The 20,412-nt window shown below is 72.0% G+C and carries 17 protein-coding genes; 8 read left to right on the plus strand and 9 right to left on the minus strand.

The features are described 5' to 3' along the window. The first annotated feature begins 70 nt into the window (after positions 1 to 70). Positions 71 to 1,156 carry a polyprenyl synthetase family protein gene (locus ACIBEF_RS07795; protein ID WP_396792145.1) on the plus strand — a complete coding sequence of 362 codons (1,086 nt, stop codon included), beginning with the start codon at positions 71 to 73 and terminating at the stop codon, positions 1,154 to 1,156. Here ACIBEF_RS07795 and ACIBEF_RS07800 read toward each other — a convergent pair. Then, on the minus strand, positions 1,132 to 2,361 hold the full coding sequence (locus ACIBEF_RS07800; RefSeq protein WP_396792147.1) for an MFS transporter: 1,230 nt from the start codon (positions 2,359 to 2,361) through the stop codon (positions 1,132 to 1,134). The two genes, ACIBEF_RS07795 and ACIBEF_RS07800, sit on opposite strands and share 25 nt — an antisense overlap. 154 nt (positions 2,362 to 2,515) lie before the next feature. Between ACIBEF_RS07800 and ACIBEF_RS07805 the strand changes: the two genes are divergently transcribed. Then, a complete protein-coding gene (locus tag ACIBEF_RS07805) occupies positions 2,516 to 3,298 on the plus strand; it encodes an IclR family transcriptional regulator (protein ID WP_396792149.1) in 783 nt (260 codons plus the stop codon). 91 nt (positions 3,299 to 3,389) lie between these two features. On the opposite strand, the gene ACIBEF_RS07810 is transcribed toward ACIBEF_RS07805, so the two are convergent. Further along, positions 3,390 to 5,516, minus strand: coding sequence for a PhoX family protein (locus tag ACIBEF_RS07810; protein WP_396792151.1), 2,127 nt, complete (start codon positions 5,514 to 5,516; stop codon positions 3,390 to 3,392). A 215-nt stretch (positions 5,517 to 5,731) separates the two neighbouring features. Here ACIBEF_RS07810 and ACIBEF_RS07815 point away from each other — a divergent pair, with 215 nt between their 5' ends. Next, positions 5,732 to 6,247, plus strand: coding sequence for a sigma-70 family RNA polymerase sigma factor (locus ACIBEF_RS07815; protein ID WP_051708644.1), 516 nt, complete (start codon positions 5,732 to 5,734; stop codon positions 6,245 to 6,247). After that, a complete protein-coding gene (locus ACIBEF_RS07820) occupies positions 6,244 to 6,951 on the plus strand; it encodes an anti-sigma factor family protein (protein ID WP_396792153.1) in 708 nt (235 codons plus the stop codon). Before ACIBEF_RS07815 ends, ACIBEF_RS07820 begins: the two co-directional genes overlap by 4 nt. A gap of 94 nt (positions 6,952 to 7,045) precedes the next feature. On the opposite strand, the gene rarD is transcribed toward ACIBEF_RS07820, so the two are convergent. The 4 genes from rarD to eccE all read right to left on the minus strand — a co-directional run bounded on the left by rarD (position 7,046) and on the right by eccE (position 11,023). Then, positions 7,046 to 7,969, minus strand: a complete 924-nt coding sequence (gene rarD, locus ACIBEF_RS07825) for an EamA family transporter RarD (protein ID WP_396792155.1) — start codon at positions 7,967 to 7,969, stop codon at positions 7,046 to 7,048. Next, on the minus strand, positions 7,966 to 8,463 hold the full coding sequence (locus ACIBEF_RS07830; RefSeq protein ID WP_396792157.1) for a GNAT family N-acetyltransferase: 498 nt from the start codon (positions 8,461 to 8,463) through the stop codon (positions 7,966 to 7,968). The genes rarD and ACIBEF_RS07830 overlap by 4 nt, the downstream gene beginning before the upstream one ends. A 128-nt stretch (positions 8,464 to 8,591) precedes the next feature. Further along, positions 8,592 to 8,978, minus strand: a complete 387-nt coding sequence (locus ACIBEF_RS07835; RefSeq protein ID WP_091395522.1) for a phage holin family protein — start codon at positions 8,976 to 8,978, stop codon at positions 8,592 to 8,594. Between the two features lie 89 nt (positions 8,979 to 9,067). Further along, the gene (gene eccE / locus ACIBEF_RS07840) at positions 9,068 to 11,023 is read right to left on the minus strand and encodes a type VII secretion protein EccE (protein ID WP_396792159.1); all 1,956 of its coding nucleotides are present in this window, start codon (positions 11,021 to 11,023) and stop codon (positions 9,068 to 9,070) included. A gap of 294 nt (positions 11,024 to 11,317) precedes the next feature. Between eccE and ACIBEF_RS07845 the strand changes: the two genes are divergently transcribed. Both ACIBEF_RS07845 and ACIBEF_RS07850 read left to right on the plus strand, forming a co-directional pair. Then, on the plus strand, positions 11,318 to 11,638 hold the full coding sequence (locus tag ACIBEF_RS07845) for a WXG100 family type VII secretion target (protein WP_091395516.1): 321 nt from the start codon (positions 11,318 to 11,320) through the stop codon (positions 11,636 to 11,638). 21 nt (positions 11,639 to 11,659) lie between these two features. Then, entirely contained in the window at positions 11,660 to 11,953 is a 294-nt protein-coding gene (locus tag ACIBEF_RS07850; RefSeq protein WP_396792161.1) for a WXG100 family type VII secretion target, read from the plus strand. Positions 11,954 to 12,059: 106 nt separating this feature from the next. On the opposite strand, the gene mycP is transcribed toward ACIBEF_RS07850, so the two are convergent. Then, on the minus strand, positions 12,060 to 13,286 hold the full coding sequence (mycP, locus tag ACIBEF_RS07855; protein WP_396792163.1) for a type VII secretion-associated serine protease mycosin: 1,227 nt from the start codon (positions 13,284 to 13,286) through the stop codon (positions 12,060 to 12,062). A 152-nt stretch (positions 13,287 to 13,438) separates the two neighbouring features. Between mycP and ACIBEF_RS07860 the strand changes: the two genes are divergently transcribed. After that, entirely contained in the window at positions 13,439 to 16,306 is a 2,868-nt protein-coding gene (locus tag ACIBEF_RS07860; RefSeq protein WP_396792165.1) for an SseB family protein, read from the plus strand. After that, positions 16,303 to 16,668: a hypothetical protein gene (locus tag ACIBEF_RS07865; protein WP_396792167.1), complete on the plus strand. Its 366-nt coding sequence runs from the start codon at positions 16,303 to 16,305 to the stop codon at positions 16,666 to 16,668. Before ACIBEF_RS07860 ends, ACIBEF_RS07865 begins: the two co-directional genes overlap by 4 nt. A gap of 4 nt (positions 16,669 to 16,672) precedes the next feature. On the opposite strand, the gene ACIBEF_RS07870 is transcribed toward ACIBEF_RS07865, so the two are convergent. Together ACIBEF_RS07870 and ACIBEF_RS07875 are read right to left on the minus strand one after the other, a co-directional pair. Continuing rightward, entirely contained in the window at positions 16,673 to 17,605 is a 933-nt protein-coding gene (locus ACIBEF_RS07870; RefSeq protein ID WP_396792169.1) for an alpha/beta fold hydrolase, read from the minus strand. 210 nt (positions 17,606 to 17,815) lie between these two features. Then, on the minus strand, positions 17,816 to 20,254 hold the full coding sequence (locus ACIBEF_RS07875) for an immune inhibitor A domain-containing protein (protein WP_396792244.1): 2,439 nt from the start codon (positions 20,252 to 20,254) through the stop codon (positions 17,816 to 17,818). Positions 20,255 to 20,412 lie beyond the last annotated feature (158 nt).

Raw genomic sequence — 20,412 nt, forward strand, 5'->3', positions numbered from 1 at the left:
GGTCGGCGCGTGTTCACGTGCCGGCCCTCAGTGCGTATCCCCGGCCCGGAGCAGGTCGAACGGGTGTGGCATGGTTGATAGCGTGGTGAATCCGGCGGGCGAGCGTTCAGGTGCCTCCGGTTCCGGCGGTCGTCGGGGTCGGGCGAGTACGAGTCAGTTCGGCACGCTTGGCCTGAACCTCGCCGATCCAGGCGTCGAGGCGTCCGTGCTGGGTCTGCTGGACGTGGTCGAGGTCGAGCTGCGGGCCAGTGTGGCCAGCGCCGACCCGTTCGTCACCGAGGCTGCCCGGCACCTCGTCGAGGCCGGCGGGAAGCGCTTCCGGCCGCTGCTGGTGGCGCTCGGTGCCCAGTTCGGCGACCCGACTGGCGCGCAGGTGGTTCCGGCCGCCGTGGTGATGGAGCTCACCCACCTCGCCACCCTCTACCACGACGACGTGATGGACGAGGCCGCCGTCCGTCGGGGCGCGCCCAGCGCGAACTCGCGCTGGACCAACTCGGTCGCCATCCTGGTCGGCGACTACCTCTTCGCCCGCGCGGCGGACATCGCCGCCGACCTGGGCCCCGAGGCGGTCCGACTGCAGGCGCGGACCTTCGCGCGGCTGGTGCACGGCCAGATCGCGGAGACCGTCGGGCCGCGCGCCGGTGACGACCCCGTGGCCCACTACCTGCACGTGATCGCCGAGAAGACCGGCTCGCTGATCGCCACGTCGGTCCGGTTCGGCGGCATGTTCGGTGGTGCCCCCGCCGAGCACGTCGAGGCCCTCGCCGGGTACGGCGAGACGATCGGCGTCGCCTTCCAGCTCACCGACGACCTGCTGGACATCGCCTCCGAGTCGGTGCAGTCGGGCAAGACCCCCGGCACGGACCTGCGCGAGGGTGTCCCGACGCTGCCGGTGCTCTACGCCCGCGCCTCGGACGACTCCGACGCGTCCTCGGTGCGGCTGCGGGAGATCCTGGCGACCGGCCCGCTGACCGACGACGCCCTGCACGCCGAGGCGTTGGGGCTGCTCCGGGAGAGCCCGGCGCTCAAGCGGGCCCGGGAGACCGTGCGCAGTTACGCCGAGGAAGCCCGCGCGCGCCTCGCTCCGCTTCCGGAGAGTCCGTCCCGCCGCGCGCTCGAGTCGCTCTGCGACTACATCGCCGACCGCACCAGCTGATCCACGCCACGGCCCGCCGCGGTGGCGGCGCGGGTCAGCAGTCGGCTGCCGACGAGCATCAGGGCGGCGGCGAGCAGCATCGCCACTGCCGCGACGGTCCACATCGCCGGGTAGCCGAAGTGAGCGGCGAGTGGGCCCAGGCCCAGCGGGCCGAGACAGCCGCCCGCGTACACCCCGGTCTGTGTGATCGAGGTGGCGGCGGCCGGTGACTGCGGGTGGAGCCGGACCACCGCGAAGTTCATCAGGCCGGGCCAGGCCCAGCCCAGGCCGAAGCCGAGCACCACACCGACCACCAACGGCACCGAGCCGGTCAACGCGAGCAGGCCCAGCCCGACCGCGCCGACGAGCAGCATCGCGGCGATGAGGGCGACGTGACCGGTCTCGCGGCGGTCGGCCAACCAGCCGGCGCCCACCCGGGCCGCCACGCAGACCGCGCTACCCAGGGTCAGGGTGAGGCCGGCGAGGCCCGGCGACAGACCTCGGGCCGCCGAGGAGTCCACCAGGAAGGTGCCGAGCGCGTTGGCCGCGCCCGACGCCAACGTCGCTGCCGCGCCGATCACCACCAGCGCCACCGTCGCCCGCCCGGCGCGCGTGGCGCCGGGCCGACGGTCCGGTCCGGTCACCTGTCGGGGTACGGCGGCCAGCGTCGTCAGCGCCGCCACGGCGGCGGCCACGAACGCCCAGCGCCAGCCGGCGGTGAGCGCGATGGTGGGCACCGCCGCGCCGGCCAGCAGGGTGGAGACCGGGATGGCGGCCTGCTTGACACCGAACGACAGCCCCTGCCGCCGGGCCGGCACGTGCTGGGCCAGCGCCGCGTTGCTGGCCAACTGGCCGAGCGCGTTCGCGGCGGCGCTGAGCGCCAGCAGACCGACCAGCACCGGGTACGACCTGGCGAAGGCGGCCACGGCCAGCATCGACCCGGCGGCCAGCACGATGCCGCAGCGGGCGACCACCGCCGGTCCGTACCGCTCGACCAACCGCCCGGAGGGCACCGAGGCCAGCGCGCTGACCCCGAAGTAGACGGCGACGGCAAGGCCCAGGCCGGCCGGTGAGAAGCCGAGGTCCGTGCCCATCTGCACGGCGAGACCGCCGAGCAGGAAGACGGGGAGTACGCAGGCCACCGTGGTGACGACTGCGCCGGCGCTGGCCCGGACCGGACGGGGTTGGGCAACGGCCGGATCGGGGGTGTTCGAGGTGTCGGTCATCGTTCGGCAAACCTACGCGAGCCCCGCTCACCGCACTCCTGGTGACCGGCGGGCAACAACCTGTGGATGGTGATCTGGCATCCTCGACCCGAACAGGCATTTCGCACCGGGCCTGTTTTTCATATGGTGTAAGTCCACGGCGGCGGAGGTGGTTGTGCGCGACCCCTTGGCAGAACCTTCGGACCTGATTCGCAGCGTGTCCCGAGCGCTACGGGTGCTGGAGTCGGTCGGTCGTGCCCCGAAGGGCCTGACCGTCAAGCAGATCGCCAGACGCTGCGAGCTGACCGTGGCCACCACCTACCACCTGGTTCGCACCCTCGCCTACGAGGGCTACGTGATCCGTCGCGAGGACGGCACGTACATCGTGGGGTTGGAGGTGGCCGACCGGTACCGGGAGCTGGTGACGGCGTTCCGGGGGCCGCCGGCGGTCGGTGAGACACTGCGCCGGGCCGCCCTGGACACCGGCTACAGCCACTACCTTGGTCGGTTCGTCGGCGGCCAGGTCGCCCTCACCGCCGTCGCGGAGGGGCACCGCTCGCCCTACCTGGAGGATCTGGTCCCCGGCTTCGACGAGGGTGCGCACGCGACAGCGCTCGGCAAGTCGCTGCTCGCCACCCTCACGACCGACCAGCGCTACCGCTATCTGCGCGAGTACGGCATGCGCCCGTTCACCACCGCCACGCTCACCACCAGCGAGAGTTTCGAGGCGGACCTGGCCGCCGGCGACCGGCGCGGGATGCAACTGGAGATGGGGCAGTTCCGCCAGGGGGTGGCCTGCGCCGCGGTGCTCGTCGCGCCGGACAAGGACATGGAACGCCGGGTCGTGCTGGCCTGTGCGTTGCCGGCCAGCGAGATGATGACCTCCGCCCGGGTGGTACGCGCCAAGCTGCTCACCGTGGCCCGCAGCGTGGCCGACGGCATCGCCAGCGACAACTGACCGCCGAGAGGCCCTCTCCCGGGCTGGGAGAGGGCCTCTCGGGGCGGTCCAACGCGGGACCGCCGGAGCAACGTCAGCGGCTGTCGTGCCGTCAGCTGCCCACCGGGCCGCCGTCGAGGCGCCAGGTGACCACCACGCCGGGCTTGGCGTAGTCACCGTCCGGCCAGTTCGAGGCCGGGTTCTCCACCGAGGCCCCGGTGATCTCGCCCGGGTGCTGCACGGCGACGAAGACCGAGCGGTTGTCGCCGGTGATGAACGGGCCGCAGGTCTCCGCGCCGAGCGGCACCGTCAGGAACTGCTTGAGGTGACCCCGCTCCGGACCCTCCACGGCGGTGGCGAACAGACCATCGTTGCTGCCCAGCGCGTTGCCGTCAGTGGAGATCCAGAGGTTGCCGGTGGCGTCGAAGGCGACGTTGTCCGGGCAGGAGATCGGGGAGACCTTCGTCTTGTCGTACCCGGCGAAGAAGGTCGACGGGTCGGTCGGGTCGCCGCACACGATCGGCAACGACCAGGCGAAGGTCTCCGAGGTGTTGTCGTTGCGGTCCTCGACCAGTTCCAGGATCTGCCCGTGCTTGTTGGCGATGCGCGGGTTGGCCTCGTCCGGCTTCGGGTTGCTGCCGACGCCCCGGTTGGTGTTGTTGGTCAGCGCCACGTACACCTTGCCGGTGAGCAGGCTCGGCTCGACGTCCTCGGGGCGGTCCATCTTGGTCGCGCCGACCTTGTCACCGGCGAGCCGGGTGAAGGTGAGCACGTCCGCCGCGGTCATCCCGTCGACGAACGACCGGTTGCCGCTGACCAGCCTGATCCAGCGGCCCCGACCGTTGAACGCGCCGTCGGTGGGGAGCTTGCCCGTACCGTCGATCTCGGCGGCGCTGGTCTGGTCGAGCTTCGCCACGTAGAGCGTGCCGGACTCCAGCAGGGTCAGGTTGTGCTTGCGGGCAGCCCAGGAGTTGCCCTTCATGAACTTCTTGTCCGAGACGAACTTGTAGAGGTAGTCGAACCGCTCGTCGTCGCCCATGTACGCGACCACGTGGCCGTCCTTCGCGACGATCACGTTGGCGCCCTCGTGCTTGAACCGGCCCATCGCGGTGTGCTTGCGCGGGCGGCTCTCCGGGTCGAACGGGTCGATCTCGACGACCCAGCCGAACCGGTGTGCCTCGTTGGGGTGCTTCGCCAGGTCGAACCGCTCGTCCGCGCGCTCCCACTTGCGGCTGCCGCTGGGGTAGCGGCTGGCGGTGCTGATGCCGTAACGGTCCAGCTTCGGCTTCAGCTCGGCCGGGACGGCGTCGGCGCCCACGAAGTACTGGTTGAAGTTCTCCTCGCCGGAGAGCACGGTGCCCCACGGGGTCACGCCACCGGCGCAGTTGTTCAGCGTGCCGACGACCGTACGGCCCCTGGGGTCGGCGGCGGTCTTCAGCCAGGCCGAGCCGGCGGCCGGGCCGGTCAGGTCGAACTTGGTGCTCAGGGCGGTGACCCGCCGGTTGTACGGCCGCGGGCCCTTGCCGACCGGCTGCCACTGCCCGGTGCCCGCGACCCGCTCAAGCTCCACCACCGACATGCCGTGCGCGGCCATGGCGGTGCGCAACTGCTCGACGGAGAGCCCGTCCAGGCCGGGGAAGCCCGGGAACATCAGGTCCTCGTTCGTGTACTCGTGGTTGACCACGAGCAGCGCCCGCTTGCCCTGCTTGTCCAGCGGCAGCACGCCCACGAAGTCGTTGTTGTAGCCGAACTGCTTGGACTGCGCGGCGGCGGTCTGGTGGTGCAGGTCGAACTCCGGCGCGCCCGGCAGCACCGGGTCACCCCACTTGATCACCACGGCGTGGTCGTAGCCGTTCGGCACGACCAGGGTGTCCAGCTTGTTCGGAGGGATCGGCTTGAAGGTCAGCGCGCCGCTGCCGATCCCGGTGCTCGGACGACCGAACCCGAAGTTCTCCGGAACGTCCGGGGCGGTCGGGGCCGCCATGGCCGGGGCCGCCCCGGCGAGCGCGCCGGCCGCCGTGCCGCCGAAACCGAGCACCAGCGCGCCGACCGCGCCGGCCCGGACCACGCCACGCCGGGACACCTCGGCGTTCACCACGTCACCGAAGTACGCGTTGTCGGAGGTGTTCGGGACCGGGTGGTCACACGCGTTTCCGCACCGGTACAGACAGGTCATGGCATCACGGGTGCCATGGCGGGTGCCGTTCAACAGGGGGAGCAGCCGGGGACGGTCGCTCATGGGGGAGGCCTCCAGAGAAGTCGGTGGCACGACAGGCGGCGTACCAGCCGGACGCTAGGAGGACGTGGTGAGCGCCCGTCAGCCGCGATGTGAACCGGGCATGAACAGATCTCCGGGCGGCACCCGTCTGACCTCGGGCTGAACCGATCGGCGTGACCGCACGTATTCCCGAGCGGACGCACCGCCGGACGCGCGCCGGAAGCGAGGAGACCGCCATCAGCGACCACGACGCCCAACTGCTCCGCGCGCTGCACGACGAGCACGCGGAGGCGCTGTACGCCCATGCCCTGCGGCTGGTCAACGGGGACCGGCAGCGGGCCGAGGACCTGGTGCAGGAGACGCTGCTGCGGGCCTGGCGACATCCGGAGTCACTCGACCCGAGGCGCGGATCGGTGCGGTCCTGGCTGTTCACCACCGCCCGTAACCTGGCCATCGACGCCTGGCGGCGGCGATCCACCCGGGTCGGCGAGGTGTTCACCGACGATCTGCCCGAACCGCCCGAGGTGATCGACGAGGCCGAGCGGGCGGTGGAGGCGTGGACCGTCGCCGAGGCGCTGAACCGGCTCAGCCCGACCCACCGGGAGGTGCTGGTCGAGTGCTTCTACCAGGGGCGGTCGGTGGCCGAGGCGGCGTCCCGCCTGGGCGTACCGCCAGGGACCGTGAAATCCCGCACCCACTACGCGCTGCGGTCTCTACGGTTGGTCCTGGCCGAGATGGGGGTGACGGGGTGACCCGGTGCGAGTTCGCGTACGACGACGGCGCGTACGTGCTGGGCGCCCTGGCTCCCGCCGAACGGGCGGCCTACGAGCGGCACCTGGCCGGTTGCGCCTCGTGCCGGGAGGCGGTCGCCGAGATCGCCGTCCTGCCCGGGTTGCTCGGGCGCCTCGACCCGGCGGGGTTGGAGCAGATCCTGCCGCCGCCGGCCCCGCCCCGGGTGCCCGCGCTGCTCGACGAGGCCCGCCAGCTTCGTCGTCGGGAACGCGCCGCGGACCGGCGACGGTACGCACTGACCACACTGGCCGCCGCCGGGCTGGCGTTGCTGGTCGGTGTGGGCACCGCAGTGGCGCTGCCTCGACCGGTCGACCCGCCCGGCGCGCAGGGCAAGCCCGCCCCGCAGGTGTCGATGGTGGCCATGCGACCGGTGGCCGCCGTCGGGCCCGTGCACGCCGACCTCGGGCTGACCGGCACGAAGTGGGGCACCGAGGTGAGAATGCGTTGCGGGTACGACGCGCGCACGAGCTATGGCAAGGCGTATCCGTTCCGGCTGGTGGCGCGGGGCCCGAACGGTGCAACCGAGCAGATCGGCTCGTGGTTGGCGGCCCCCGGCGACGACCTGATCTTCACCGGCGCGACGAGGTTCACCGACGCCGAGCTGGTCAGCGTGGAGCTCCAGAAAGCCGACGGCACGCCCCTGTTGACCTACGCCGTCCCGTAACCCACCCGTCCCCTTTCGCGATCTTGCACTTTCTGTCCTTCCATAAGGGGCATGGAGGGCGTATCGGTGACAGAAACTGCAAGATCGCGGGTGGTCAGGGGGTTGGGGTTGGGACGGGCGTTGGGAGCGGGACGGGCCGGCGGGGGCGGCGGGAGGTTCGGACGGCGTCGGCGGTGAAGACGATCAGGGCCAGCCAGACCAGCGCGAAGCCCGCCAGCCGGGCCGGGGGCATCGGCTCGTGGAAGATCAGCACCCCGCAGCCGAGCTGAAGGATCGGCGCCAGGTACTGGACCATGCCCAGGCTGCTCAGAGGCAGTCGGTTGGCCGCCCCGGCGAACAGCAGCAGCGGAATCGCCGTGGCCGCGCCGGCCAGCACCAGCAGCGCGGTGTGCCCGGCCGAGACGTGCCCGAAGGTCAGGTCGGCCTTCGCCGTCAGCCAGCCCAGGTAGCCCAGCGCCGGCAACGCCAGCACCGCCGACTCGACGAACAGCCCCTCCGCCGCCGGAAGCCCGAGCCGCTTCTTCACCAGGCCGTAGCCGGCGAAGCTGAACGCCAGGGTCAACGCCAGCCAGGGCAGCCGTCCGTAGTCCACGGTGAGCACCGCGACCGCCGACGCGCCGATGCCCAGCGCCACCCACTGCGCCGGGCGTAGCCGCTCCCGCAGCACCGTCACCCCGAGCAGCACCACGACCAGCGGGTTGATGAAGTAGCCGAGCGCGGTCTCCACCACCCGGTCCGAGTTGACCCCGTAGATGTAGGTGCCCCAGTTGACAGCGATCAGCGCGGCGGCGGCGACGATCCCCGCCACCGCCCACCGGCGGCGCAGCAACGCCCGCAGGAAGCCGATGTTGCGCAGCGCGCCCAGCAGCAGAGCCACGAAGACCACCGACCAGACGATCCGGTGGGCCAGGATCTCCAGCGGGCCGGCGGGTCGCAGCAGCTTCAGGTAGAGCGGAAAGAAACCCCAGAGCAGGTACGCGCCGAGGCCGTAGAGGTATCCCAGGCGGAGTGGCGTCACGTCTCTACCGTAAGGGGCGTAGTGCTGCTTTGTTCCTTTCCGGTGAGCGGGGTCACCGGGGCTCGCCGGTCCAGCTGCATCCACCGTTGCGGCGCGTCCAGCGGGGTGAAGCCCACCCTCTCGTACACCTGGTGGGCGTCGTTGGTGCACAGCAGGATCCGGCGTACGCCCAGCTCGTCCAGGTGGTCGCGGACCGCGCCGGCCAGCCGTCCGCCCAGCCCGCGACCCCGGGCGGCGCGATCGACGTACACGTCGCAGAGCCAGGCGAAGGTGGCACCGTCGGTGACGACCCGGGCCACGGCGACCTGGCGGCCGTCCCCCGGCCGGTAGATGCCGAACGGCAGCGAGCCGGCAAACGACCGCTCGGTGGTCGCCCGGTCCCGTCCGAGCGCCCAGTACGCGTCGGTGGACAACCAGTGGTGCACCAGGTCCAGGTCGATCCGCTCCGGATCGGTGCTGAGTAGGTGGCCGTCGGAATAGGTCAGCGAGAACATGCAGCGACGCTAACCGCCGAGGTGGGCGGTCAGGCCGCCACATTCCCGAACTCTGGTCATCGGCCCGCCGGGGTCCCGGCCGAGGTCGGAGCCCCGGACGGACCGGGTCGGTGCTGGCTGGTCGGCGGTCAGTCCCGGTCGAGGACGGCGCCGAGGATCCAGGTCACGATGCTCACGAAGAGGGCGCCGAGCACTGCCGCCGGCCAGAAACCGTCCACCGAGAACGGCAACCCTGCCTGGTCGGCGATCCAGCTGGTGAGCAGGAAGAGCAGCCCGTTCACCACCAGGGCGATGAGACCCAGGGTCAGCAGGTAGAAGCCACAACCGACGGTCTTGATGATCGGCTGGAGAACAGCGTTGACCACACCGAAGATCACCGCCACCAGGAGCAGCGTGGTCACCGTCTCGGTGGCCGAGTTCGAATCCAGGGAGATGCCCGGGATGAGGAGCGTGGCCAGCCAGAAAGCCAGAGCTGTGCTGGCCAGCCGAATCAGCAGACCTTTCAGAAAACCCATGGCGGGGATCGTGCCACGGACACCGCAGCGACGTAACCCGCCGGCTGGCGCGTCCGGTGGAATCAGCCGCGCGTCGGCGGGCCGACCGTTCAGCCGCGCGTCGGCGGGCCGATCAGTTGCGCCTCTATCGGAGTGGGGGAGAGCAGTGCCCAGCGCAGCGCCCGACGGTTGACCACCGCCACCATGTCCTCCCGGATCCGGGTCAGCCACTCGGCCGACCCGCCCAGCCCCAGCGCGGCTCCGGCCAGGGTGGCCTCGGCGGAGGTCAGTGGCTGGAGCAACGCCAGGTCGGCGCGGCTCAACCCGTCCACATCGGCCGGGGTCAGCTCGTCTCGTACCACAAGGGTGGCCCGCCACGGCGGACCCGGCACGGCCTCGGCCGCCACCGGCCCGGCGTCGACGATCAGCAGCAACGGACGCAGTGCGGTGCCCACCCCGTCGGCGACGGCCCGACCGGGAGGGAGCAACGGGATCGTCCCGCCCGGCGCGCCAACCCCACGGACAAACGGCTCCCAGACCCGTGGCCGGGCGGTCTGCACCACCACCAAGGCGCCGAGTGCCAGGGCGCGCAGGGCCACCAGCTGGGCTGCCCGTACCCCGCCGACCAGCAGCACGCGGGTGCTCTCCGGCCGGAACAGTCGCACGGTGACCGCGCGGCCGTGCCGGTTGGTGCCGACCATCATTCCCGCGTCGCCCAGGGACAGCTCCCAGTCGTCCACGGTCGGGCCGGGTCGCGCCCCGGGCGCCGGTGGGCGGGGCTGCGCTCCGGGTGCCGTCAGCGCCAACGGCAGCGTGGCGGCCAGCCCGCTCAGGTGCGCGCCGTCGAGTCGTCGCAGCTTTCCGCCCAGGTCGGTCACCAGGCGGACCAGCGCCTCGTCGGCCGCCGCCAACTCGGCCGTCGTCCCGGCAGCCAGGCGTACGGTCAGCTCGGTCGGCACTTCGCCGGCCGTGGGCGGACCCGACGACGTCGACATCGTCGGGCCTGAGCAGATCGACACCGTCGTTGCCGTCGCCGGCAGCGCCAGCAGGCGGGGCACCAGCCGGCGTCCAGCCGCAGCGCCCGCGTCGGGCCAGTGGAGCAGACGGAAGGTGGCCTGGACGAGACTGCCGGACCGGATCGCCGGCCACGACTCCCGGACCGGGTCGCCGTCGTGGTGGGCCAGCTCGCCCAGTACGCGCAGCGCCGCCGGCACCCCGAGCGGTCGCGCGGCCAACGGCCCGAGCCGGCGGACGATCCGGCGGACCGTGCCGGCGAGTACGCGGCGCAGGTCCTCCTCGGACCAACCGTTCACCCGCAGCACCCGGACCGCCACCACCGCGCGCTCGCGCCCGGCGAGCCGCCCGTCGGTGAGCTGCCGGTACGACGTGCCGACCGTGCCGCCGGCGCTCGGCACCGGCGCCGGCGCACCGGCGAGCAGCAGTTGCACCAACAGCGGGGGCTGGTCCGGCCCGGTCGGGGGGAGCAACGCGGCCGGGGCGGGGATCGCCTGGGACACGTCACCCAACAGGTCGCCGGGGTCGCCGAGTTCCAGGAGCGCGACCATGCCGCTGGTGTCCTCCAGGAGCGCCGCCGGCCCGCCGGTCAACTCGGTCGAGCGGACCACGGTGCCCGGGGCGACCAGGTCGAGCAGTTCGGCCGCATCGGCCGGCCCGGTCAACGCCCGCCGGTGGGTGAGGTGCCCGATGGCGGTGCCCAGCCACTCGAACAGCCACCGGCCCCGCACCGGCACCCAGGCGGCGGCCACCAGCAGCACGGCCACCAGTACGGCTGCCGCGACGACCGGCGCGGGTCGGCCGAGGGTGACGAGCACCAGGGCCGCCGCGACCTGTGCGGTGACCAGTTGGCCGGCTCGCGCTCCGGCAGCCGCACGACGGCCGAGTGCGACCCAGTGGGCCGCCAACGACCGGCGACGGGAGGTGCGCTGCTCGACCGGCAGCGGACCGCTGTCGGTGGATCGGCCCGGCCCGTCCACCCGTGGAAAGGCGCCTGTCTCGGATCCGACCGGGGTCGGCGGGTGCGGCCCTCCGGTGGTGATCGCCGGCACCGTGCCTCCTCGACCAGTGGGGACCGGGGTCGGGCGGCCGGCCGCCCTCCGGCGGCCCGTCACGCGCCGCGACGTGGCTGCGGCACATCGTAAGCGACCAATGGCCGCTTCGGTTGTCCACAGGGGAAGCCGGTGGGGTAGCAGAACCGCTACGAGGTCGCTACCGTCAGCCACGAAGTCCTTCGCTGACCCGTGTCTCAGTGCTCGACAGACCGGGCCAAGCGACGACGCGTCGGCCCCCGGGATGGGCGCGTCGACGGCCAGGTGCGATCCGAGAGACGAGGTGACGTCCGGATGTCCCAAACCAAGGCAGAAGCAGCGGTGATGCAGCAGACTGCCGCGAAGTTCGAGCAGGTGGACCAGTCGTTGCAGTCCATGCTGACCGGCCTGCTGGCCGAGCTGGAGGTGTTGCAGCAGGCCTGGCGTGGCGCTGGTGGCCGGTCGTTCGAGCAGGTCAAGCAGCAGTGGTCACAGGACCAGGCGGCGCTGCACCGCGCGCTGCGCGAGACCGCCGGTGCGATCCGCACCGCCGGTCGGCAGTACCACGCGTCCGACGACGAGGTGGCCAGCCGGGTCGCCGGCACCAACCGCGGCGGCATCCAACTGCCGCTCTGATCCCGCTGGGGAGGGAATCCGATGGACCATGGTGTGCTGGTCGTCAACTTCGCCGCGCTGCAGCAGGCCGGCGCTGACATTCAGAAGGCGTTGAACACCCTCGACGCGCAGCTCGGGCAACTCGAACGCGACGCCGCCCCGCTGGTGGCGAACTGGACGGGCGACGCGCAGCAGGCCTACGAGCAGCGGCAGGCGCGGTGGCGTTCGGCCTCGCAGGACCTCCAGGGGATGCTGCGTGACATCAGGTTGGCGGTGAACGACTCCGCCACCGACTACCTGGACACCGAGAAGAAGAACACCGGGCTGTTCCAGTGAGCGATGCGGGCCGGGAGCGCTGACCGTGTCCGGGCCAGCGCCCCGCCCGCAGCCGGTCGGCGGCGAGGGCCGTGCGCGGGCGGGCTCAGACACTGTGCGGGCGGCCTCAGGCCGGGCCGGCCGGTCGCCAGCGTCGACGGGTGCCCCGGGGCACCACCAGGGCGAGCAGCGCCACGGTGACCGCCGTGATGCCGGCCACCGCCCCGACCAGCAGGGCTCGGTCCCGTGCGGCGATTCGACGTGCCTGGTGGGCGAGCTGCGCCGGGTCGGCCCGGTCGTCGGCGAGCGCGGCGACCGGCGGCACGCCGGCCGCACGGCCGCCGCTGGTCTCGGTGACCGCCCGGTAGGGGTTCAACACGCCGGCGCCGTACCCGCCGCCCCGGCCCGCGCCCGGAGCTGGATCGGCGGTGGCGATGATCCGCTCCGCCACCTGGGTGGCGGTCAGCTCTGGCCGGTACTCCCGCAGCAACGCGGCGGTGGCGGCCACGAAGGGCGCCGCGTAACTGGTCCCCTCGACCCGATGGTGGCCGACACCGGGTGCGGCGGTCAGCACTTCGCTTCCCGGAGCGACGAGGTCGACGTACGAGCCGGTCTGCGAGAACGCCGCCCGCCCGCCGTCCGCCCCGATCGCGCCCACGCCGAGCACCCCGTCGTAGCCCGCGGGGAACGGTCGGGGGTCCCCACTGTCGTGCAGGTTGCCGGCGGCGGCCACCAGCACCACGTCCCGCTCGACCGCGTACCGCACCGCCGACCGGACCTCCGGGTCGTCCGCGTACAGCACGACGGACAGGTTCACCACGTCGGCGTCATGGTCGACGGCCCACCGGATGGCTCGGGCGAACTCGTCGGCGCTGACCGTACGCCCCGACTCCCGCCCCTGCACGACCTGCTGTTCACTCACCCGCACCGGCAGGATTCGGGCACCCGGCGCCAGGCCGCGGAAGGCGACGTCGGGGCGGGGTGCTGCGGCGATGATGCTCGCCACACCGGTGCCGTGCCCGGCGCAGTCCCGACCGCCGTCCCCGCCGGGGTCGAGCAGGTCGGTGCCGCCGAGCACCCTCCCTGCCAGTTGCGGGTGCACCCGGTCCACCCCGGAGTCGACCACCGCGACCGTCACCCCGTCGCCGGTGGCCAGCGGCGCGAGCCGCGCCGGGTCGTACCGTTGCTGTGGCCAGGGCCTGGCGGCGACCGGCCGGACGGGGGCGAGTGGGGTCGCGCAGGCCGGTGCCGACGCTCCGAGCCCGGCGGTGGCGGCGACGGTCGGAAGGGCCGGTACGGTCAACAGGCTGGCGGCCAGACCTGCGAGGACCGGGCGCGTGATCGATCGGGACATCGACACCCTCCGTATCGTGTCGGCTCCGAAACGGGATGTTATCGCCTCTCTCGGGCCCTGGCAGGCCGCCCCCGGCCAGCCATTGTGATCTTGGTACCACCTTGTAGGTTGTACGCGATACCTGTGGCCTGTTCTCGGAAGGGGAGGTGGCCGTGACCGCATGGGAACCGGCCACGGAGGCCGAGGTGGCGATGCGCGACGCTCTGCGCGCGAACGACCAGGAGCTCTACTTCCGGCTCCTGTCCCGCACCGATGTGCTGCTGCCGGTCTCCGCGCCGACGCAGCCCGGCCAGCCACCTGCCGGATGGGGCACCTGGACCACCGGCGGCCGGACCCACGTCCTGGCCTTCACCTCCGCCGCCGCACTGCGAGCCTGCCTCGGCGATCACGCCGGCAGCAACCGACGCATTCCCTTCGCCGACCTCGCGACCAGCTGGCCCAACCACGAGTGGTGGCTCGCCGTCAATCCGGGTCTGCCGGTCGAGGGTTACCTGCCGGCCTGGTTCGTGTCGCAGTTGTCCCGAGGTGACGTGCGGCTGCCCGGCCGTGCCATGGGTGCCCGCGCTCGCCTGGAGCGGGCCGAGACCCTGGCCCGCACCCGGCCCGGCGCGCCACCGCGGGACACTGCCACAGCCGCTGGATCACCTCCCATGACGGGGGTGGCCCCGTCCGCGCCCGAGAGCGCTCCGCTCGCACCCCGAAGGCCCGCGCGGAGCCCGGCCCCTCGGGTGGGTGCCCCGCCGGTGCCGGGTCCGGCGCCCCGGCCACCCGCCTCCGCTGAGCCGCCACGCCGACCCGGCGAGGAGGACCTGCCCGCAGCCGGTCAGCGGCACCCGACCGAACCGCCTCGCCCCTCCCCCGGAGTCGGAGCATTGCCCCGCACCGGCAGGCCGTCCCGGTTCACCCCGTTGGCGACCGCCGGCCCCAGCACCGACCAGGCTGGGCCGGGTGCGGGCTGGCCGGCAGCGACCCGGCCGGGCGACGTCGACGGCCCCGCCCCGGCCAACGGCAACGGTGGCCCCCAGGCCGCGCCTCGGCGATCCTTCTTCGACCCCACTCCGGCCCGCGACCAGGCCGCGAGCGGGGGACGCCCCGCTGACCGGGCGGCCCCGCCGACCCGGTTCGGTCGAGGCAGCCAGCCCTTCCCTCGCCGCCGCCCAGCCGATGCGCCGGTCGACGAGACCGCGACGCGGGCCTTTCCGATGGCGGCGGACCCGGCCGCCACGCAGCCGGTCAGACGCCCGGAGGGCGGCCTCGGCGCGTCCCGCGCGATGGACGCGCCACCCTCCGGCGAGGAGATCACCCAGCCGCTGCCGCCGCGCCGGCACAACCCGCTGGCTGAGGAGCCCACCCGCGCGTTCCGGGTGACCGGTGAGCCTCGCCCGACCGGTGCGCCCGGGCGGGCATCGGCGGAGGAGACGCAGGCGATTCCCCAGGGCCGGTCGGGCCGGTTCGAGCCGGCGGAGGATCTGCCGGTGTCCGTCGCCGAACCGGTCTCCGGGCCGCCTGCGCCGCGCCGAGGCTTCACGCCCATCGTCATCGAGGGCACCATCATCGAGTCCCGCGACCTCACCGAACCGGTCGAGAGCAGCGCGCCGGTCGACGCGCCCCGGCGGCCCAGCCCCGCCGAGGCCGCCTCGCCGCCGTTCGGCTCGACGCCTCCCGGTCCGGGCCTGTTCGGTCCGTCGTCGCCCAGCCCCACCGAGGCCGCCGCGCCACCGCCGTTCGGCCCGGCGTCCTCCGGTCCGGGCCTGTTCACGGCGTCCCCCAGCCCCGCTGAGGCCGCCCCGCCGCGGTTCGCCAACCCCGGTCCCTTCGCACCCTCGTCCTTCAGCCCCGATCAGGCCGCTCCGAGCCCGCCCGTCCCGCAGCCCGTGGTTCCAGCGGAGTCCGGCGCTGTCGGCGACGGCCTGGGCAACCTGGGGGCCGACGCCCCGCTCAGCGACGATCGCTCCGACAGCGAGGGCTCGTCGGGAAGCCCGGCCGGCGGCGAGAGCATGACCGCGGACGACGGCACCTACCCGCCTGCCGACGAGCCGCCACCGGTCGAGTTCGAGCCGGCGAACACGGTCGAGGAAGACCTGCTCAGCGCCGCCGGCTCGGGCAGCACCGACACGTTCCTGTCCACCCTGCTGCTGGCTCGGGTGCTGCTGCCGGCGGCACCGGACTCGGCGAGGGGAAGCCGCCCCGGGGATCCCGGCTTCGTCTGGCGTACCGGGCAGCTCGACGGCGAGACGTATGTGGTGGTCTACACGTCGTCGGAGCGCCTCGCCGACCATGTCGAGGGGGACGTCGACACGGTCCGGGTGAAGTTCGCCCAACTGATCCGGCGCTGGCCCGACGAGGACTGGTCGTTCGCCGTCAACCCGGGCACGCCGGTGGGTGCCAAGTTGCCCGGCGAGCAGATCGTCGCGTTGGCCAACTGGGCCGCCGAGGTGGGGCTCGGGGACGACCTGGAAGTGGACCAGGTGGAAGCGCCGGCCGTGGCCGAACCCGCCGCCCGTCCCCGGTACGCCCCCGCAGCGGTCGACCCGACCCGACCGACGGTCATGCAGAAGGCGATCGCCCCCAGCCAGCTCGCGTACTACCTGGATCGTGGGTACGACCGGGTGTCCGGGTTCGTGCACCGGGCGGGTGAGCTGTCCCACCTGAGCACACCGGCTCAGCTGCACGAGGCGCTGGGCCTGAGCTACCCCGGCTCGCCGTTCGCCCAGGACGCCGAGGAGATCTACGTGCTGCGCTGGCCGGCGCACCGGCCGAGTCTCTACCGCATCCCGTACGGCGGTCAGAACGAGCCGGCGATGCGGGCCATGGAGGGCTGGGTCATCGAACGTCCGCCGTTCCGGGGCAACGGCTTTGCCCCGGGTGAGAGCAGCGACGTGGTGGCGGAGTTCAAGGTGGACAGCGCGCGGCTGCCGCACGGCGCCCAACTCTGGCGCATCGGCGCGGACGGCAGCGAGCGGGTGGTCGCCGAGCTGGACACCGACACGGTCACCTGGCGACGGGTCGGGGAGGCGTGATGCGCGACGGCTACGTGGCCCGTTGGCAGGGCCGGGAATACCAGGCCAGCCCGGACGGCGACGACATCCGCCTCTACCAGCCCGAGCCGGGTGAGGGCTTCGAGGAGGTCCGCGCGGGCCGCTACGTCCGGGTGCTGCCGTCGAGCGAGATCGAGGATCTGGCGTACGTGCGGACCACCTGCACCTGGCAGGGGCAGCCGTTCATCGTGCTCGGCGAGCACGACGCCTGGCTGCGGGTGGAGTACACGGGTGGTCGCTGGCCGGTGGCCGAGGCGATGCGGCTGGAGGTCTTCGACTTCGGCGTCTACCAGGGTTGGGCGCCGGCCGCCGAGGTCACCGACCTGCGGGAGCAGCGGGTCTGACCGGTCAGGTCTTCGCCCATCGCAGGACTTCACCGAGCACCAGCTCCGGCGCCTCCAGGTGCGGGAAGTGCCCCACCCCGTCGAGCAACCGCCACTCGTACGGGGCGACGACGTACCGGCCGGAACCCAGCGCGGTGCGGGGCAGGGAGGCGGTGTCCAGGGCGCCGTGCAGTTGCAGGGTCGGGGTGGACAGCGGCTTCTGCATCAGGCGGACGAACCGGTAGCCGTGCAGTCGCAGCAGCGAGCGGAACGCCCAGCGGTATCCCTCCAGCGCGCAGAACGCGGCCTGTGGGATGCACATCGCCTCCCGGCACCGCTCGGCGTACGCCTCGAAGTCCGGCCCGGCCACCCACTGTGGGCCGCCCCAGCGGCGCATGATCTCGCCGACGGCCGTGGCGCCGTCGCGGGTCAGGACGTGTTCGTAGCGGGGTAGTTGGAACTTCAACGCCGGTGTGGACGCGGTGAACTGCCCGCGCGGGTCGGCGAAGATGGCGGCGCGCAGTCGCAGCGGGTGCGGTGCCCCCAGCACGACGAGCCGGCGGACCAGCGACGGGTGGAACGAGGCCACCGTCCAGGCCACCATGCCACCGAGGCCGCTGCCGACGATCGTCGCGGACCGTTCACCGAGCGCGCGGATCAGTCCGGCGATGTCGGCGGCGAGGGTGTAGCCGTCGTACCCCCGGGGTGGTTTGTCGCTCGCCCCGTAGCCGCGCAGGTCGACGGCGACCGCCCGGAAGCCGGCGTCGGCGATCGCCGGCAGCATCTGGTGCCAGGCCCACCAGTGCTCCGGGAAGCCGTGCAGGAAGAGCACCATCGGCCCGGTGCCGCCCTCGACCACGTGGAACCGGCTGCCGTTGGCGCCGACGAAACGGTGCGTCCACGGCCCCTCGGTGAGGACACAGGACTCGTCGACGGCCCCGCCGCGCTGGTCGGTCATGGCAGACAGCCTAGGACCCGGTTGCCGCAGGCGACCCTGGTGGTCGCGTTGAACAGGGGAAAGCCCCGGGTTGCCCCGGATCGGGCCCGGGGGAGTTGGCTCGATCGTCCCCGGAAACAGGGTCCGGGTCATCCGGGAGGGTGTCACACAAAGGGCGACGCCCGGGCAGATGACCTGCCCGGGCGTCGCTGGTTGGTGCGGGATCAGTGGTCAGCTGATCCGGATCTTCATCGAGGTGCCGTCCTGCTCCAGAACCTTGATCTTGACACCGGTAGCGGGGAGCTTGACGCCGTGGTTCGGCAGCTCCTCGTAGAAGTACTTCTTGGTGTCGTCGAACAGCGGCTCGGCAGCCTGGCCACGGATGTACTGCGGCTGGCTGTTGAGGTGCAGGGTGAACGAGTCGGCCTTGTTCAGGCTGAACGGTGCGTCGTACATCTGGACGCGGGCCCGCCACGGAGCCCCGGTCAGGTTGTAGATCGGGCGCGGGTGCGCGTCGATGTACAGGTTGCGACCCTCACCCGGGTGACCACCCGGGTTGGCCGGCGACGCCGGGGCGGTGTTGTTGTCGTCCCAGCGGGTGTTCCAGTACGAGATGAGCAGGCCCTCCTGGTACGCGTAGTGGTCCACCCAGTCCGGGCGGGTGTTCGCGTAGCCGAAGAAGTACGGGCCGGTCTTCAGGTACTTGTCGTACGAGACGTACGACCGGTTGCCGGCGATGTAGAAGTTGTCGAACTCGTCGGTGTAGGTGGCACCGACGACCTCCCACTCGTTGAGCGCCCAACCGGCGTCGGTCTCGGCACCGTCGCTGAGCACGGTCTGGCCGTCGGCGGTCACGGTGATCGCGTCACCGAAGAAGCCGCCCTCGGAGACCCCACCGTCGGTCACGTAGTGCAGGCGGACCTGCGCCACCTTGCCGGCCAGCGAGTTCAGCGGGATGTTGATGTCGGCCCACGCGCCGTTGCTGCTGCCGTCGAGAGCCGGGCGGCCGGCTCCGTCGACGCCGATCGGCTGACCGTTGACCGTGCCGTCCAGGTCGGCCCAGGTCTGACCGCCGTCCGTCGACGCCTCGAAGTAGAGGTAGTCGTAGGTCTCCTCGATGCTGTACTTGCCCTTGAGCGACAGAGCCGCCGCGGACTTACCGGTGAGGTCGAACGTCCTCGTCATGGTGCCGTCGAGGTTGTCCTTGTTACCGGAGAAGTACTGCTTCGAGCCCTCGAACGGTGCGCCGTAGTTGAAGGTGTACTCCCGCTTCGGCAGCACGACAACGACAGCCTGTGCCTTCTTCGAGTTGTATTCCTGCGGGCCAAGCTCCATCGTGCGCTTCTGCCCCGCCACGACCACCTCGTAGTCGAGCCAACCGAGCTGGAACTTGTTCCATGCGCCGAGGTCGCCGCCCCGGTCGCCGATGCCGACGTCGTTCTTGGCGCCGAGCCTGCTCTGGGCCATCAGGGTCCAGTGCTCGTTGCTGTTGTCCGCCGGGCCGTAGTCGTCCGGCAGGCCCAGGTCGTGGCCGTACTCGTGGTAGAAGACGCTACGACCACCGTTTTCCGGCTGGATCGTGTAGTCGCGGATCCAGACGCCGGTGTTGCCGATCTGGGTGCCGCCGATCGGGAAGTTCGGCGGGCCCACGGGCGAGCTGTTGAACGCCGACCAACGGTGGCTCCAGATCGCGTCCTCACCCTGCTGCGGGTCACCGTCGGCCTGGTCGCCGCCGGAGTGGACGATCTGGAAGTGGTCGATGTAGCCGTCCGACTCGTTGAAGTCGCCGTCACCGTCGTAGTCGAAGCGGTCCCACTGGTCGAAGGACTTCATCTCGGTGGCGATCTGCGCGTCCGTCCGGCCCTTGGCCTTCTGGTCGGCGACCCACTGGTTGGCGGCGTCGCGGATCAGGTTCCAGGTGTTCGGGCAGACGTTGTCGGCGCAGACGGCGGGGTCGCCGGTCGGGTCGTCGTCGGCCTTCGGGTCGTCGGAGCGACCGTAGCTGGCCTCGTTGTACCGGACCTTGACCCAGTCGGTCACCTCACCCTCGACGGTGTAGCGACCCGAGGACTGCGCCTCGTAGTACTGCTTGAGCGACTCGTCGCCCGGGTTGGTGCCGAAGTAGAGCTGGCGGAAGTGCTCCGGGCTGAAGTCCGGCTGCCAGATGGTGGAGTTGTCCACGGCCCGGTTGGGCTCGGGGATCTTGTTGTGCAGCGGCCCGTCGAACGTCGCCGGGCCGGCGACATCCGGGTTCATGTCCTTGTCCGGGTAGGACGGGTGCCGCTCGTCACCGAACTCGGCCAGGATCACGAAGATCCTGTCAGTCCGCTCACGCTTGAGCTCGACGTACTGATCCCTGGTCTGCGTGCTGGCGCCGGCACGCGCGCGGGCGTTGGCGCCCGTTCCGCCCGCCTTGCCGACCTCACCGACCTTGACAACCGTGCTTCCGTTGCGCTCGATCGGCTTGCTGCGACCGCTCAGCACGTCGCTGAGACCCTGCTGACGCAGCGCGCGGCGCTTCTCCTCGAGCTTGTCGGGGAGCTCATCCTGCAGTGCCTGCGGTTCGGCAGCGGCCGGTGCTGCTGCCGGCAGTTTGGGCTGAGGCGCCGCCGAGGCGGACGGGCCGAAAGCCAGGCCTGTCGCCGTCAGTGAGAGCCCGAGCAGACCCACTGCGACTTTGCGCACGTGGTACCTCCGGTGTGAGGGAACCGGCCCAACGGGGGTACGGGCCGGTGGGAGATCGATCCCACTAGTGGGACCATTGGTGAACATAGTTACTGGCGGGACAGGTGGGAAGACGAACGCGTCGATTTGTTGCAAGATTTTGT

Origin of the sequence: Micromonospora sp. NPDC050795 (assembly GCF_044456785.1) — a bacterium.
Classification (GTDB): Bacteria; Actinomycetota; Actinomycetes; order Mycobacteriales; family Micromonosporaceae; genus Micromonospora.